The sequence below is a fragment of the Pseudomarimonas arenosa genome (genome assembly GCF_014841215.1).
In the GTDB taxonomy this organism is placed as follows: Bacteria; Pseudomonadota; Gammaproteobacteria; order Xanthomonadales; family Xanthomonadaceae; genus Pseudomarimonas; species Pseudomarimonas arenosa.
Genome location: NZ_JACYTR010000006.1, coordinates 52,583 through 68,094, shown reverse-complemented (window position 1 = coordinate 68,094; position 15,512 = coordinate 52,583). Strand labels below are relative to the sequence as shown.

Below are 15,512 nucleotides of genomic sequence, written 5' to 3'. Positions count from 1 at the left end.
GTCAGCGGACGGGCGCCGGCGCGGCACCCAGGGTGAATCAGTCGTCGCCCTTGGACAGGTCGTCGTCGACTTCCGCTGCCGCCCATTCCAGGGCTTCACGCTCGGCACGCTCACGCTCGGCACGCTCGACTTCGTCGATCAGGGTCTGATCAACCCGACGCGCGGCGATTTCACGCAGGGCCAGCACGGTCGGCTTGTCTTCGCCTTCCTCGGTGTCGAGCATCGGCTGGGCCCCTTTGGCCAGCTGGCGGGCACGCTTCGATGCCATCACCACTAACTCGAAGCGGTTATCCACCACCTTCAGGCAATCTTCGACGGTAATTCTGGCCATTGAATCCTCATTCGGCCCCAAAGATCGGGGCTAACTAGCTATCGGAACTCGTCAGTATAGGGGGATCAGCCGGCGCTCAGCAAGCCGGCAATCAGATCCCGGTGGCGTTGCTGCTGCTGTTGCTGGCGCAGCCGCGAGGCGATGAAGATCGAACGCATCTCCACCACCGCCTGATCGAAGTCTTCGTTGACCAGCAGGTAGTCAAACTCGTGCAGGTGGCTCATCTCCTCGTGCGCCGCCGAAAAACGCTGCGCGATGACGTCCTCGCTGTCCTGGCCACGCTTGCGCATCCGCTCCTCCAGGGCCGGCCGCGACGGCGGCAGAATGAAGACTGAGATCGCCTCCGGAATCTTCGAGCGCACCTGGCGCGCGCCCTGCCAATCAATTTCCAGCAAGACATCCTTGCCGGCGGCCAGTTGCGGTTCCACCGACTGTCGCGCCGTGCCCTTGTAATCGCCGTGCACCAGGGCGTACTCGAAGAAGTCGCCGGCGCCGATCATGGCCTCGAATTCCTGTTTGCTGATGAAATGGTAGTGCTGCGCGTGGCGCTCTCCGGGGCGCGGACCACGCGAGGTAAACGAAATCGACAAGGCGATGCTGGGCTCCAATGCCAACACCGCATTGACCAGGGACGACTTGCCGGCGCCGCTGGGCGCTGAAACGATAAACAGATTGCCGCGCACTGCCGGCCTCCTCAATCAGGCTGCTGAAAAACGCCGCCCTGGCGTTGGTCAGCGCAAACGGTCGCGGCTCAGCCGCGCCACCTTTGCCGGAAGTCGCGCGCCCAACGCCCGACTTCCGTGCGCGCCCTCCATGGCGCGCCGAGCAGCACTGCTACTCGATGTTCTGCACCTGCTCGCGCAGCTGCTCGATCAACACTTTCAGTTCCACCGAAGCCTGGGTAGTACGACTGTCGACCGACTTCGAACCCAGCGTATTGGCTTCACGATTGAATTCCTGCATCAGAAAATCCAGCCGGCGGCCAATCGGCTCGCGCAGCTTGAGTACGCGACGCGCTTCTTCGACATGCACCTGCAGACGGTCCAACTCCTCGTCGACATCGATCTTCTGCACCTGCAACACCAACTCCTGCTCGATCCGGGCCGGGTCGACGGCGACCTTCAGCTCTTCAAGCTTGCCGCGCATGCGCAACTCCAATGCGTGACGGATCTCCGGCAGCCACTGGCGCAGCTGGCTTATCCATTGCTCAATGCCATCCAGACGCTCGCGCATCAGTTCGGCCAGCTTCTCACCCTCGCGCTCGCGGGCTTCAGCGAAGCTGGTCAGTGCGCGCTGCAGGACTTCGGCCACCGCCGCCTGCAAGGCCTCGGCATCGATGCCGCCGCGCTCCAGCACGCCCGGCAGCTTGAGCAGCTCGGCAAAGTCCACCTGCAGTCGGGCAAATCGCTGTTCACATTGCTTGGCCAAGTCGGCCAATCGATCGAGCGCGGTCCGATTGATGCTGAACTCACCGCCCTCGGCCGACTCGCGAAAGCGCAGCGTGCAATCGAGTTTGCCGCGCTGCACCTTGGCGGCGATCTGCTCGCGCAGCAACGGCTCCAGGGCACGACACTCCTCAGCCACGCGCAGGCTGAGGTCGAGGTAGCGGTGGTTCACCGCCCGTAGCTCAATCGACAGCCAGCCGAATGGCAGCTGCGCTTCGGCCATGCCATAGGCCGTCATGCTGCGAATCATGGCTGAACCGCCGGGGTGCTGGGTCGATAGCGCATCAGAATTCCTTGAAGCCAGTCCGCAGAGGGTGAGCGAATCGGGGACTCGGGAGCCGAATGGTAAACTTCGCGCCCCTAAATTGCCCGTGTTCTGCCATGACCGAGATTCAACGACCCAGCGGCCGTGCCGCCGACCAACTGCGTCCCCTCACCCTGCAGCGCGGCTACACCAAGCACGCTGAAGGCTCGGTGCTGATCGCCATCGGCGACACCCGGGTCCTTTGCACGGCCAGCGTGGAAGAGCGTGTGCCGGGCTTCCTGCGCGGCAAGGGCGAAGGCTGGATCACGGCCGAATACGGCATGCTGCCGCGCGCCACCCACACCCGCGGCGGTCGCGAAGCGGCACAGGGCAAGCAGGGCGGCCGCACGCTGGAAATTCAACGCCTGATCGGCCGCGCCCTGCGCGCCTGTGTTGACCGCCGCGCCCTGGGCGAACGCACCATCACCCTGGACTGCGACGTGCTGCAGGCCGATGGTGGCACCCGCTGCGCCGCGATCACTGGCGCATACGTCGCCCTGGTCGATGCCATCCGCAACCTGCAACAGGCAGGCGCCCTGAAGCAAAGCCCAGTGCATGGGCAGATCGCTGCCGTATCGGTCGGCGTGTACAACGGCGTGCCGGTGCTTGACCTCGATTATGTCGAAGACAGTAGCTGCGACACCGACATGAATGTGGTGATGAACGACGGCGGTGGATTCATCGAGCTGCAGGGCACGGCCGAAGGTCATGCCTTCCGCCGCGATGATCTGAACAGCCTGCTTGATCTGGCCCAGATCGGCGCCAGCGCGTTGTTCCAGGCGCAACTGGCGGCGCTGGAGTCGTGATCCGACTGCCGGAAAAACTGCTGATCGCGACCGGCAATGCCGGCAAGTTGGCCGAGTTTCAGCGCCTGTTCGCACCGCTCGGTGTCGGCGTGGTCGGCCAGGGCGAGCTGGGCATTGGCGAAATCGCCGAGACCGGCCTCAGCTTCGTCGAGAACGCCCTGATCAAGGCGCGACACGCCTGTCAGCTCAGCGGGCTACCCAGTCTGGCCGATGACTCCGGGCTTTGTGTCGATGCCCTGCACGGCGCACCGGGCCTGCGCTCGGCGCGCTTCGCCGGCGATGGCGCCAGCAGCCAGGACAACATCGACCTGTTGCTGGCTCGGCTGGCTGACCGCCCCGACCCGGAGCGCAGCGCACACTTCGTCTGCGTGCTGGTTTATCTGCGCCATCCAGAGGATCCCGATCCGCTGATTGCCAGCGGCCGCTGGTACGGTCGCATCATGCAGAGTCGAGCCGGCGCTGGCGGCTTTGGCTACGACCCGGTGTTCCTACCCGACGGGCTTTCGCAATCCGCGGCCGAACTACCCGCAGCGGAAAAAGCCCGTCTAAGCCATCGCGGGCAGGCAATCGGGCAATTGAGCCGCCTGATCGGCGTCTAGACCAAGGGCGCGCAGCGTTCGCCTGCGTATCATGATCGATCAAGTCATGAGACAGGCGAGACGATGCGTCTTCGATACCTACTCGCCGCGCTGACGCTGGCTGGCGGCCAAGCCTGCCCGGCCGCCGATCTGCTGCAGGCCGAGATCGGCGAGCAGGTGGAACTGGCGCCATTCGCCTATGGCGAGCAAAAGCGCTTCGTTTCGCCGATGGTGCTGAAGCGCATCGACGTCTACGCGCCGCATGCGCGGGTCTTGGTCGCCAACCAGAGTGGCCTGCGCGAAGTTGAACGCAGCAATCTGCGCTTTTTCATCAGCGATAACGGCAGCGCCAGTCGTCTACTGCTGACGCTGGCAGCAGACGATCAGCTGATAAGCGGCACGGTGTTCGAACCCGGGGGCATCTACCAATTTCGCGCACGACTCGAGCACGGCCAGTCGCTGCGTCTGCTTGATAGCCAACGCCTGTCGATGGATGACACCGCCAGCCAGTGCGCTCAAGGCACGCTGCGGCAACCGCTGCTGCGCCCTGATCAAGGCCTGAGTCCACAGGCGTTGCGGCCGGTCACCGACAAGGGCGCCGGCCTGCAAAGACTGGCCATTGCCATCGACACCGACAATGAATTGCTGCAACGAAGATTTGGCAACAACAGCGGCACCGCCATCAACTATCTGGCCAATCTGTTCGCCGGCCTGAATCTGTTCTACGAGCGCGATCTCGGCCTGCGCGTGGTGCAGGGCAGCGTGATCCTGCGACCGAGCACCATCGCCGATCCTTACCCCAGCACTGGATCGGATAGCACGCGCGATCAGCTGAATGAGCTCGCCGAGCACTGGCGGCTCAACCATGCGGCGATCGAACGCACGCTGACCCTGCAACTCTCCGGCAAGGCGCTCAATGGCTGCCAATCGAATGGAATCGCCTATGTTCTGAACGATCTGAATGGGGTGCTGCCAGCACAACCCGGGCTTCCCGACGGCTTCGATGATCGCAACTACTGTGCCGCCAAAGGCTTTCGCATCACCGACGAGAACGCGACCTTCGGCCACTACGGCTTGGTGCGCGTGTTCAACGGGCTGGCGCCCTGCACTCAGTTCAGCGGTTCCATTGCGGCCCAGGACGTAACCTTGGTCGGCCATGAACTGGGCCATCTGCTGGGCGTACGGCATAGCCACTGCACTCACGCTTCTGGTAACAGCCCGAAGATCAATGTCAGTGTCGGCACCATCGATCGCTGCTACAACGCCGAACCTGAGTGTTATGCAGGCCCGGTCAGTTGCCCGATCGACAACTCCGAGTTCGGCCAGGGCTCACTGATGAGCTACTGCAATTTTCCACCGCCGAACGGTGCCCAATGCCTGCCGAACAGCGGCCAGGTGTTGCAGGAGTTTCACCCGGCGCAGCAAAGCTTCCTGCTGCAGCGGATTGCCGATAATGTCGGCAGCGGCTGCATCATTGCCGACGATGCCGCAGTCGGTCCGACGCTTTCGCCATTGATGCCGACGGCCGATAGCAGCACGGCGCTGGCTGGAGGCAGCGTCGGCGCAGTCAGCGAGGGACAGATCCAGTTCAGTCGGTCAGGCGGCACTGGCGCAGGCAGCACTAGCCTGGTCTGCAGTGCTGCGGGCGCCAGCCTCAGCCTCGTCTCCGGATCGACGCAAACGATCAGCGTGGGCGGACCCGTCGATCCCGTAGCGCTGCAGTTTGTGCTCAGCGACAGCGAGCAAGCGGGCAGCGTGGTGTGCACGGCGACGCCCAGCAATGGCAGCGTCAGCAGTTTTCAGTTTCATTTCAGCGTGCCGGCTGGGGTGATCCAGGCGCCCTGTCCGGCCGACACCCTGTTTCGTACCGGCTTCGAGAGCGACGAAATCCCTTGCGATTGAAGCTCGCGACCGTTCGGTGAATTCAACCCTCCGTGCGTCCCGATTTGTGCGGCCGTTCCGCACTGGCTCGTGACTGCTGCCGCTATGCTGGCATCCAGGGTCGCTGAGCTCGCGTATCGATACTCAGCGACGGGAATTTGATTGGAGGCAGCATGCGACATCTGATCCTAGCGCTGGCATCGTTCGCCGCCAGCGGCGCTGCGCAGGCGATCGCCCTGGAGCAGGTCGCCGTGGGCGAGACGATCAGTGTCCCCGCATTTCGCTATGCAGCAGACAAGGCTTTCAGCCAGGACCTGCACCTCAAGCGCATTGAGGTCTATGCTCCCGATGCGCGCATCCTCGCCCCGCTGCCCGATGGCGGATTTCGCGAGTTGCCGCGCAGCGACCGGCTGTACTTCGTTGCCGACCGGGACAAGACCGCCAGTCGTCTGTTTCTTTCAGTGTCGGCCGACGGCGCCGATGTGCGCGGCAGCCTGTTCGATGTTGGCGAGAGTTTCGACTTCGCCGGCACTGTGATCGAAGGGCGCTTCGAGATGAGTAGCTTCGCCAAGACTGCGCCCAGCGAGCACGAATTCGCCTGTGGCAATCGTGCCCACGAGCATGCCGTGACCGACGCGTTGCTCGACCCCTTGGCCGATTCACGGCTTGCCCAGCTCAATACTGGCCTGGCCAAGGGCGCGACCCATCAGGCAGTGCTGGCAATTGATACCGACAACGAGCTCTTGCAGCTACGCTTTTCAGACAATCTCAGCGCAGCCACGAGCTATCTGGCCGACCTAGTCACCGGCATCAATGTGGCGTATGCGCGCGATCTCGGTTTCAACTTGGTGCAAGGCACCACGCTGCTGCGGGCGCAGACGGTAAGCGGTGCCGACCCCTACTCCGCAACCGCCACCGGCAACCAGCTTGGCGAGGTGGGTGCGCTGTGGTCGGCGCAACCTCTGACCAACGAGAGTCGGGCCTTCGTGGCCTTCCTGTCAGGCAAGCACCCGAGCACGAACGGCGGCTCCGGTATCGCCTGGGTGCTTAGCAGCGGAGCGGCTTCCAACTATTGCACCGCGAAAAACCTCAGCGGCAGCGGCGGGCAGGTAGCGGGCCACTACAGCGCCACCCAGATCATTCGCGGCACCGGATTTGCGGCGTCGGTCAATGTGAATCTGGTGGGCCACGAAATCGGTCACAACCTGGGTGCCCACCACACCCACTGTTCCAACAACGTCACTGGCGCGGGCACCACGCCGAACAACACGATCGACCGATGTTTCAGTGGCGAGGGTGGCTGCTACTCGGGGACCAGGGCCTGCCCCACCGACAATTCGGTGTCCGGCCGTGGCTCGATCATGAGCTATTGCAACTTCTCGGGGAGCAACGGCTCGGGCGGCAGCTGTGGCTCGACTCTCAACGAGTTCCACCCCGCGCACCAGACCCTGCTCTCTCCGCGGATAGCGTCGAACGTCAGCATCGGCTGCTTCACCGCGCTCAGCAGCAATGTCGGTCCGACGCTCAGCGCCAACTCGCCGGGCAATGGCAGCAATACCACGATGGCCGGCGGGTTGGTGGGCGCGAATGTCACCACCAATATCACCTTCAACCGCAGCGGCGGTTCGGGCGGTGGCACCACCAGCCTGAGCTGCAATGCCAGCGGTGGCAATCTGATCATCACCTCTGGAACACCGCAGAGCATACCGGTCAACGGCACCGTCGCTCCGGTGGTGGCTCGCTTTACCCTCACCAATTCCATGCAAAGCGGCAGCGTCAGCTGCACAGCGACGCCACAGGGCGGCACGCAGGCGAACTTCAATTACAGCTTCACCGCGCCGGCGGGCAGCACGCCGACCGCCTGCCCCAGCGACACCTTCTTCCGCAGCGGGTTCGAAACCGGCGAGGACAACTGCGACTAACGCCAGCACTGGCGATACGCCGAAGCCGTACCGCACCCTGAGCCCTGTCGAGGCTCAGGGCGAACACACTCAATCGCCGCGCTGGGCGCGTATCAGTGGTTCGCGCTCGGTGCGAATCTGCGCTTCCACCGCCGCCAGCGCCGTCATGTTGACCACCCGGCGCACCGTGGCAGCTGGCGTCAGCACATGGCCCGGCTTGGACAAGCCCATCAGTATCGGCCCCAGCCCGACACCTTCGGTGAGGGCGCGCGACATGTTGTAGGCGATATTGGCCGAGTCCAGATTGGGCATCACGAACAGGTTCGCGGTGCCCTTCAGAATCGAATCCGGGAACAGCCGCAGTCTGACTTCTTCGTTAAGTGCGGCATCGGCCTGCATCTCGCCCTCCACCTCCAGGCTCGGATCGCGTTCGCGAATCAGCTGCAGGGCGGCGCGCATCTTGATCGCACTGGGCGTGTCATGGCTGCCGAAATTGGAGAACGACACCAGGGCAACGCGCGGCGTGATGCCGAACAGGCGCAAGCGCAAGGCCGCCTGCAAGGTGGCTTCGGCGATCTGCTCGGCATCGGGGTCGCTCTGCACATGGGTATCGACAAAGAAGAACACCCCACGATCATTGAGCACTGCAGACAAGGCCGAAGTGGAGCGAACGCCGGGCTGCCGACCCAGCACATGGACCAGATAGGCCAGCTTCTTGTGATATCGACCGACCACGCCGCAGAGCATGGCATCGGCTTCACCGCGGCGCACCATCAGGGCAGCGATCACCGTGGAGCGGGTTCGCACGACCGCCTTGGCGGCCGCCGGCGTCACGCCTTTGCGCGACATCAGCTCGTGATACAACTGCCAGTACTCGTTGAAGCGCGGGTCATCATCGATATTGGTCAGCTCGAAGTGTTCGCCTTGTTTGAGGCGCAGGCCGAGGCGCTTGATCCGCGATTCGATCACCGCCGGACGTCCGATCAGGATCGGAAAGGCCAGACCCTCGTCGACCACGGTCTGAACCGCGCGCAGCACGGTCTCTTCTTCGCCCTCGGCGTACACCACACGCTGCTTGTTGCTGCGGGCGCGCTCGAACACCGGCTTCATCAGCAGGCCCGAGCGGAACACGAACTGGCTCAGCTTGTCCTCGTAGGCATGCATATCCTCGATCGGCCGCGTCGCCACACCCGAATCCATCGCCGCCTTCGCCACCGCCGGTGCCAGGGACACCAGCAATCGCGGATCAAACGGCCGTGGAATCAGATAGTCGGGACCAAAACTCGGCACGTCGCCGCCGTAGGCGCTGCCAAGATCAGACGCCTCCTTGCGCGCCAATTCGGCAATCGCATGCACGCAGGCCAACTTCATCTCTTCATTGATGGTGGTTGCACCGACGTCCAATGCACCGCGGAAGATATAGGGAAAGCACAGCGCGTTATTGACCTGGTTCGGATAGTCCGATCGCCCAGTGCCAATGATGCAGTCCGGCCGTACTTCCTTGGCCAGCTCGGGGCGAATCTCCGGTTCGGGGTTGGCCAGTGCCATGATGATCGGCCGCTCGGACATGGTGGCTACCATCTCTGGTTTCAGCACACCGGCCGCCGACAGACCCAGGAAGATATCTGCGCCACGCACCGCCTCGGCCAAGGTGCGCGCTTCGGTGGCACGGGCATAGCGTGCCTTGTCCGGATCCATGTCTTCGACTCGACCCTCGAACACCACACCCTTGCGATCCACCACCAGGATGTGTTCCTTGCGCATGCCAAGTGCAACCAGCATGTTAAGACAGGCAATACCGGCGGCGCCGGCGCCGGAACAGGCCAGCTTGACCTGATCGATCTGCTTGCCGGCAATTTCCAAGGCATTGAGAATCGCCGAGCCAACGATGATGGCGGTGCCATGCTGATCGTCGTGAAAGACCGGAATCTTCATCCTCTCGCGCAGCTTGCGTTCGACCTGGAAGCACTCCGGCGCCTTGATGTCTTCGAGATTGATACCGCCGAAAGTCGGCTCCAGACTGGCAATGATGTCGACCAGTTTGTCCGGGTCGTTTTCATCGATCTCGATGTCAAACACATCAATACCGGCAAACTTCTGGAACAGTACGCCCTTGCCTTCCATCACCGGCTTGGAGGCCAGCGGACCGATATTGCCCAAGCCGAGTACCGCGGTGCCGTTGGAAACCACGGCCACCAGATTTCCGCGTGCCGTGACCGTGGAGGCCTCGTTGGGATCCTCGACGATTGCATCGCAGGCCGCCGCCACGCCCGGCGAATACGCCAGGGACAGATCGCGCTGCGTCACCATTGCCTTGGTCGGCACCACCTTGATCTTGCCCGGCGGATACTGGCGGTGATACTCGAGAGCGGCTTGTTTGAGGTCTTTTGGCGCTTTATCGGTCATGGTGGGCAGCTGGCTGAGAACCGGCCACGATGGTAGCGCGGCGGGCGGGCAAAGTCCGCCCCGGGCTGAGATCGATGATGACCGGCGTTTATGCCAAGATCAGCCGTTCTGGTTGGCGCGACTCGCCAGCCCACTGAGCAGTCCGTTCAGACGGCTGCGTTGTACCGGCTTGGCCAGCAGGCCTTCGATGCCATCGCTGACCAGGGCCTGCTCCAGCCCTTCCTGCAGTCGCGCAGTCACAGCCCACAAGGGAAAGCGCAGGCCTTGCGCCGACAGCAGGCGCGCCAGCTGCCGGCCGTCCATGCCAGGCAGATCAAGATCCAGCAGGGCCAGCTGATACTCGTTGACCACGGCCTGACTCAAGGCCTGCAGTGGCGAACTGGCATGATCAACCTGACAGCCTTCCAGCTCCAGCAAGCCGATGATGGCGGCCGCGGCCTCGGGATCATCTTCGACCAGCAGTACGCGCAAACCAGCCGCACAACCACGCGAGGCGTCCTCCCGCGTGGCCGGCGCCGGCGCCTGAGCGAGACGCAGCGGCAGGCGCAAACACACCTCGGTGCCAACGCCGGGCTCGCTGTTGAGGCTCAGCTCACCGCCCATCATCTGCGCCAGTTCGCGGCTGATGCTCAATCCAAGCCCGCTGCTGCCCGGGCGCTGGGCGCTGTCATCTTCCGCCACCTGGCTGAAGCGTGTGAACAGGCGCGCCTGCTGCTCGAGGCTGAGCCCAGCACCGGTGTCGATCACCCGCCAGCACAGCTGCTCGGCTTCGCGACTGAGGCGCACCGTGACCGAGCCGGTCTCGGTGAACTTGATCGCATTGCCGAGCAGGTTGAGCAGGATCTGCTGTACCCGGTCGGCATCGCCGGCGACGAAGGCCGGCACGTCCGGGCCGATGTCGATCGGCAGGCTGAGCTTCTTGCGCAGGGCCAAGGGACGCATCACTCCGACTGACTGCACGATCACTTGATGCGGGCAGAACGGCGCATCGCGTAGCTCCAAACTGCCTGCCTCGATTCGGGCCAAGTCCAGGGTTTCATTGAGCTGACGCAGCAGCAGATCGCCGGCGCGGCGCAGGTTTTCAATCTGTTCGCGCTGCCGCTCATCCAGTTCGCTTTCGGCCAGCAATTCGGCCATGCCCATCACCCCGGTCATCGGCGTGCGCAACTCGTGCGCCAGGGTCTGCACAAAGCGCGTTTTCTGCTCGTTGGCCTGCAAGGCCCAGCGGCGCTGCGATTCGCGCAAGGCTTCGGCGGCTTTCTGCTGAGCACGACGTTTCACCGCCCATACCAGGGCGGCGAGCAGCAGCACGATCAAGCCCAGCTGGGCAGCCCGCGCCCAGCCGCGCGCCCACCATGGCGGCGCGACAAGGATCTGGCCTGCGGCGGCTGGCTGCCAATCGGACCAGGGCCCGGCGATTTCCAGCTCCCACCGATGCAGGCCTGGCGGCAGGCTGCTGATGCTGCGTTCACCCTGGTGCCCGATTGCCAACCAGTGCGGATCGAACGGCAGGATGCGATGGCGAAAGCGCCAGCTTTCCGGATTGGCGAAGCTGGCCGCGCGCGCACTGAACCTCAGTTCGCGATCGTCGTGCTGCAGCTCGAGGTCGGCGGCGTCAGCGCTTAGCTGGCGGCCCTGACGCTGCCAGCGCAGCGGCTGCACCCGCACCGGCGGCAGCCCCTCTGGCCGCTCGAATTCCTGCGGGTCGACCAGCAACACCCCCGATTGACTGACCACGGCAAACTGCCCGCGATCATCGCTGGCGATCGAACCAGGCCGAAACACCTGATCGGGCAAACCGTCGATCAATGTGTAGTGCTGATAACGCTCACGCAACGGATCGAAATGTAGCAGGCCGCGCGCACTGCTCACCCAAACATGCTGTTCGGGATCGAGCCACAGGTCGCCGGCCTCGACGCTACCGGGCAGCGGGTAGTTGCCAACCAGCTGCCAACCCGTTTGCTCGCGTTGATAGCGCTGCAGGCCGGTCTTGCGAGCCAGCCAGAGTCGCTCGCCGCCATCCAGGGCAATCGCATCCACCGGCTCGCTACCCAGCTCAGGCACCGCGGAGATTTGCGCTTGATTCGGATCCAGGATGGCAATGCCGCTGCCGACCAGCCATAGTCGCCCATCGGCAGCGCGACGCAGCTGCCGCGGATTGGCAAAAACGCTGCTGTTCGACCAGTGCCAGCGTTGGCGTACTTCGGCGTCGGCATCCAGTCGCTGCAATTCCTGGCCGGTCAGCAGCCACAGGTCGCCGCCGGGATCGGCCAGCAGGTCGATGATCGGGTTGCTGCGCGGAGCCGGCCTCGACAACACCAAGGGTTGCGCTGTGGCGCTCAAGGCGTGGCGTTCCAGCCCGGCGGAATGCGCCAGCCACAGATGCTCGCCGGCGAGTTCCAGCCCAACCACACTCAGACTGCGAACCTCGCGATCGGGCGCCGTGATCCGGCTGACTTCGCCATCTTCGAGGTCGATGCGTTCCAGCACGCCGTCGGCACCGGCGCTGTATAGCGCCCCGCCGGCGGTCAGCGCGACGGCATGCACGCGACTGGCCGCAAGATCGCGACCACCATCGAGCCATGATCGAATCCGCCGCCAATGCGGCGGCAAGCGAAACACCCCGACGCCGTCGGTGGCGATCCACAACCCGCCCTCACGATCGCGATGCAGATCGACAATTCGCTGCTTGCCGATCTCACTGCCGCTTTGCGGCCCCCAGTGCAATCGCTCATCCGGCGCGTCGCGAATCAAGCCCTGCGGGGTGCCCACCCACAGGGCATCATCGCCTTCGAGCAGCACTGCCGAAACGCCACCCGGCGGCAATTGGGACAGCCGCTCGAAGCTGAGGCCCTGCCGCGCCAGATACACGCCATTGCGCGTTGCCGCCAGCATCCCGCGTTCGGTCTCGGCGATTCGGAACACCATCACCGGCTCGCTGGCCCCGTCGAAACTGGCGGTTTCGAAGCGTTGGCCATCAAAGCGCTGCACGCCTCGCTCACTGGCCACCCACAGCCGGCCGGAGCGATCAAAGGTCAACCACAGGGTGATGTCGGACAGCAATCCGCGCTCGCCGGCGCGAAAGCTCGCCACCGTCTGCATCGCTTCATCCAGCACCAGCAGACCGCTCTGATAGCCACCCACCCAAACCCGCTGTTCAGGATCCTCGGCCAGTGCCCAGGCATCCATAGTGCGCGCCTGCGGGTTGCTTTCCGGCGGCCGGACGAAGCGGCCGCCGCCCAGATGACGCACCAGTCCCAGCCCTTCCAGTCCGACCCAGAGGCGGTCCTGGCGGTCGATCATCAACACTTGGGTGACGTTGCCGGGCAGGCTGTCCGGCAGATCGTGCTGGTAGCGATGCACCTGCAGCTCGTAGCCATCGAAGCTGGCCACGCCATCCAGGGTGGCGATCCACAGTCGACCCTGGCTATCCTCGGCCAGATCCAGCACCCGTCCCGAAGGCAGCCCTTCGGCCGCGCCCAGACGGCGCAGCACCGGGCTTTCCGCCCGTGCACCGGTCGCGCCGGCCAGCACCCCAATCAGGACAAGCAGGCACAGCAGAACGCAGCGTTGCAGGGCCAGGGTCGGCATCGGTGATCGCTCTCCGCCATAATCAGCTGCGAAGCGTTGAGCTTTTTGCCGACGGAGGCAAGTCTTGATGGCGCAGATCTTGACGGCGCAGATTCTCAATCGGGCCAGCCTGGTGGCAGCACTGGCGGTCGGGCTCTACAGCCCGATCGCGCTGGCCCGCGGCCACGATTATCAAATCGATCCGGTCCACAGCCGAATCGTGGTGCGGGCCGAGCACCTGGGCTTTTCACATGCTCAGGGAACGGTATCGAACCCCAACGGCTGGCTATTCTTCGACCCCAGGGACTTCAGCACCGCACGCGCCGAGGTCGACATCGATCTTCGGCGTTTCGATTTTGGCGATGCAAAGTGGAATGAGAAACTGGCCAGTCGGACCTGGCTGCAGCTCGAAAGCTCGCCCACCGCCCGCTTCGTCTCCGAGCACATCGAACCGATCGACGAACACCGATTCAAGGCACATGGCGTACTGAGCTTCCGTGGCACATCGCAACCGCTGACCCTGAACGTACGGTTCAATCGGCTGGCACGCCATCCGCTGACCCTGAAGCGCACCGCCGGCTTTTCAGCGACGGCCAGCTTCAGCCGAGCGGCTTTCGGGATGGACGCCTGGAAATCGATGGTGGGCGATCAGATCGACCTGCAGATCGAAGTTGAAGCGCAGCGCAAGCGACGCCCTGAAAGCACGGAGACGGCCGGATGAGCACCAGCAAGCAACTGCGCAGCACGGATCAGGGCTGGAGTGCGATCAGTCAGACCCTGCACTGGCTGATTGCCGTACTGGTGATTGGTCTAGGCATCGTCGGCCTGATCATGACCGAGCTGCCGACCTCGCCCACCAAGATCAAGATCTATGCACTGCACAAATCGGTCGGCATCACCGTACTCGCCCTGATGGTGCTGCGTCTGATCTGGCGCCTGTTCGACCGCCGGCCGGCCTACCCATCCGGCATGCCCGTATGGCAAACATCCCTGGCCACCCTAACCCATGGGTTGCTCTACCTGCTGCTGTTCGTGATGCCGCTTTCCGGCTGGTTGTACAATTCAGCCAGCAATTTCGCTCTGCGCTATTTTGGCTGGTTCAGCCTGCCTGCGCTCAGCGCCCCCGATCCGCAACTGAAGGCCTTGGCGCTTGAGGTGCATCAGTGGGGTTTTTACCTTCTGGCCAGCCTGCTGCTGGTGCACGTTGCAGCCGCGCTGAAGCACCATTGGATGGAGCGCGACGACACACTGAACCGCATGTTGCCGTGGCGCACTTCGAAGGAGAGACCAAGGCCGTGAGTATTCGCTTGATCAACCGTGGCCGACTGCTTGCTGCATTGGCCTTGTCGATGGCAGGGCCGGTATTGGCCGCCGACTGGATCCAGACCGACAACGGTTCTGAGTTGAGGTTTGAGGCGATGGCGCAAGGCGAACGCTTTGAGGGCCAGTTCAACAGCTTTCATACTCGCTTCGAGTTCGATCCGGCGTCGCCAGAAAAGGCGAAACTTGAGGTGAAGATCGATCTCGGCTCGGTGGACACCGCCAACGCCGAGCGCGATGAGCTATTGGTCAGCCAGGATTTCTTCGCCGTTGAGCAGGAAAATCAGGCCCGCTTCGAAGCCGAGCAGATCCATGCAAGCGCCGAAGGCTACACCGCGGGCGGCACGCTGACGCTGAAGTCGACTGCCAAACCGGTGGCGTTCAAATTCACCTTCCTGGTCAGCGCCGACGGACAAAGCGCCGTGCTCGAAGGCCAGACAACCCTCGATCGTCTCGACTTTGGCATTGGTGGTGGCGACTGGGCCGACGAAGAGATGATCGGCCGCGAAGTGCAGGTGCGCACCCGCGTCCAACTGCGGCGACCGTGATCGGCCCGCAGGCCGAACCGGCACTCGTCTGCCAACCGCATCAAGCCGCCAAGTTCCAAACCATGCACTCAGATGCCGAGTGCGTGCCGCACCTGCTGCGCATTGAACGGCCAGTCAATCTCTGATGTCAGGCCATCCCTGATCAAGGCCAGCACCGGCACCCGCAGGCCGTAGCGCTGTTCGAGTGCGCTGTCCCCGTCAATGAACACGCTGTCGAAATCCGCCACACCGGCCGCGGCCAGCACCTCCCAGGCCAAGTCGCACAGATGACATTCGTCGCGCTGATACAAGGTCAAATGCATTCAAGATCGGCTGGTAACGGTTGCATCGAGGCCATTGTCGATGAATCCGAGGCGCACCGCACGCCGGCGTAGGGATTGATTGCGCAGGGCGATGGGTGAGAATGCTGGGTTATTCCCCAG

13 protein-coding genes are annotated in these 15,512 nt (G+C 63.7%); 7 read left to right on the top strand and 6 right to left on the bottom strand.

Going from position 1 to position 15,512, the window contains the following annotated elements; translation table 11 throughout:
* Positions 1-37 precede the first annotated feature (37 nt).
* The 3 genes from rpoZ to IFO71_RS04575 all read right to left on the bottom strand — a co-directional run bounded on the left by rpoZ (position 38) and on the right by IFO71_RS04575 (position 2,026).
* On the bottom strand, positions 38-331 hold the full coding sequence (gene rpoZ / locus IFO71_RS04585; protein WP_192028361.1) for a DNA-directed RNA polymerase subunit omega: 294 nt from the start codon (positions 329-331) through the stop codon (positions 38-40).
* Between the two features lie 65 nt (positions 332-396).
* Positions 397-1,014, bottom strand: a complete 618-nt coding sequence (gene gmk / locus IFO71_RS04580; protein ID WP_192028360.1) for a guanylate kinase — start codon at positions 1,012-1,014, stop codon at positions 397-399.
* A 151-nt stretch (positions 1,015-1,165) separates the two neighbouring features.
* Complete coding sequence (locus IFO71_RS04575) at positions 1,166-2,026, bottom strand: YicC/YloC family endoribonuclease (protein ID WP_192028359.1); 861 nt, start codon at positions 2,024-2,026, stop codon at positions 1,166-1,168.
* A gap of 131 nt (positions 2,027-2,157) precedes the next feature.
* Between IFO71_RS04575 and rph the strand changes: the two genes are divergently transcribed.
* The 4 genes from rph to IFO71_RS04555 all read left to right on the top strand — a co-directional run bounded on the left by rph (position 2,158) and on the right by IFO71_RS04555 (position 7,267).
* Positions 2,158-2,886 carry a ribonuclease PH gene (gene rph / locus IFO71_RS04570; protein WP_192028358.1) on the top strand — a complete coding sequence of 243 codons (729 nt, stop codon included), beginning with the start codon at positions 2,158-2,160 and terminating at the stop codon, positions 2,884-2,886.
* 5 nt (positions 2,887-2,891) lie between these two features.
* Positions 2,892-3,485, top strand: a complete 594-nt coding sequence (gene rdgB, locus IFO71_RS04565; RefSeq protein WP_192028445.1) for an RdgB/HAM1 family non-canonical purine NTP pyrophosphatase — start codon at positions 2,892-2,894, stop codon at positions 3,483-3,485.
* 63 nt (positions 3,486-3,548) lie between these two features.
* Entirely contained in the window at positions 3,549-5,366 is a 1,818-nt protein-coding gene (locus IFO71_RS04560; RefSeq protein ID WP_192028357.1) for a M12 family metallo-peptidase, read from the top strand.
* A gap of 152 nt (positions 5,367-5,518) precedes the next feature.
* Positions 5,519-7,267: a M12 family metallo-peptidase gene (locus IFO71_RS04555; RefSeq protein ID WP_192028356.1), complete on the top strand. Its 1,749-nt coding sequence runs from the start codon at positions 5,519-5,521 to the stop codon at positions 7,265-7,267.
* 69 nt (positions 7,268-7,336) lie between these two features.
* Here IFO71_RS04555 and IFO71_RS04550 read toward each other — a convergent pair whose 3' ends face one another.
* Both IFO71_RS04550 and IFO71_RS04545 read right to left on the bottom strand, forming a co-directional pair.
* On the bottom strand, positions 7,337-9,652 hold the full coding sequence (locus IFO71_RS04550) for an NADP-dependent malic enzyme (RefSeq protein ID WP_192028355.1): 2,316 nt from the start codon (positions 9,650-9,652) through the stop codon (positions 7,337-7,339).
* A 99-nt stretch (positions 9,653-9,751) separates the two neighbouring features.
* Positions 9,752-13,243 carry a hybrid sensor histidine kinase/response regulator gene (locus tag IFO71_RS04545; RefSeq protein WP_192028354.1) on the bottom strand — a complete coding sequence of 1,164 codons (3,492 nt, stop codon included), beginning with the start codon at positions 13,241-13,243 and terminating at the stop codon, positions 9,752-9,754.
* A gap of 67 nt (positions 13,244-13,310) precedes the next feature.
* Here IFO71_RS04545 and IFO71_RS04540 point away from each other — a divergent pair, with 67 nt between their 5' ends.
* Genes IFO71_RS04540 through IFO71_RS04530 form a run of 3 tightly spaced genes read left to right on the top strand, consistent with a single transcriptional unit; the run spans position 13,311 to position 15,090 of the window.
* Positions 13,311-13,943, top strand: coding sequence for a YceI family protein (locus IFO71_RS04540; protein ID WP_192028353.1), 633 nt, complete (start codon positions 13,311-13,313; stop codon positions 13,941-13,943).
* Positions 13,940-14,521, top strand: coding sequence for a cytochrome b (locus tag IFO71_RS04535; RefSeq protein WP_192028352.1), 582 nt, complete (start codon positions 13,940-13,942; stop codon positions 14,519-14,521). The genes IFO71_RS04540 and IFO71_RS04535 overlap by 4 nt, the downstream gene beginning before the upstream one ends.
* A complete protein-coding gene (locus IFO71_RS04530) occupies positions 14,518-15,090 on the top strand; it encodes a YceI family protein (protein WP_192028351.1) in 573 nt (190 codons plus the stop codon). Before IFO71_RS04535 ends, IFO71_RS04530 begins: the two co-directional genes overlap by 4 nt.
* Positions 15,091-15,158: 68 nt before the next feature.
* Here IFO71_RS04530 and IFO71_RS04525 read toward each other — a convergent pair whose 3' ends face one another.
* Positions 15,159-15,392 carry a glutaredoxin family protein gene (locus IFO71_RS04525; protein WP_192028350.1) on the bottom strand — a complete coding sequence of 78 codons (234 nt, stop codon included), beginning with the start codon at positions 15,390-15,392 and terminating at the stop codon, positions 15,159-15,161.
* Between the last annotated feature and the right edge of the window lie 120 nt (positions 15,393-15,512).

Excerpts from the sequence above, each read along its gene's own strand:
- rpoZ (WP_192028361.1), bottom strand. The coding sequence starts at position 331 with ATGGCCAGAATTACCGTCGAAGATTGCCTGAAGGTGGTGGATAACCGC.
- IFO71_RS04575 (WP_192028359.1), bottom strand. The coding sequence starts at position 2,026 with ATGATTCGCAGCATGACGGCCTATGGCATGGCCGAAGCGCAGCTGCCA.
- rph (WP_192028358.1), top strand. The coding sequence starts at position 2,158 with ATGACCGAGATTCAACGACCCAGCGGCCGTGCCGCCGACCAACTGCGT.
- IFO71_RS04560 (WP_192028357.1), top strand. The coding sequence starts at position 3,549 with ATGCGTCTTCGATACCTACTCGCCGCGCTGACGCTGGCTGGCGGCCAA.
- IFO71_RS04555 (WP_192028356.1), top strand. The coding sequence starts at position 5,519 with ATGCGACATCTGATCCTAGCGCTGGCATCGTTCGCCGCCAGCGGCGCT.
- IFO71_RS04550 (WP_192028355.1), bottom strand. The coding sequence starts at position 9,652 with ATGACCGATAAAGCGCCAAAAGACCTCAAACAAGCCGCTCTCGAGTAT.
- IFO71_RS04545 (WP_192028354.1), bottom strand. The coding sequence starts at position 13,243 with ATGCCGACCCTGGCCCTGCAACGCTGCGTTCTGCTGTGCCTGCTTGTC.
- IFO71_RS04540 (WP_192028353.1), top strand. The coding sequence starts at position 13,311 with ATGGCGCAGATCTTGACGGCGCAGATTCTCAATCGGGCCAGCCTGGTG.
- IFO71_RS04535 (WP_192028352.1), top strand. The coding sequence starts at position 13,940 with ATGAGCACCAGCAAGCAACTGCGCAGCACGGATCAGGGCTGGAGTGCG.
- IFO71_RS04525 (WP_192028350.1), bottom strand. The coding sequence starts at position 15,392 with ATGCATTTGACCTTGTATCAGCGCGACGAATGTCATCTGTGCGACTTG.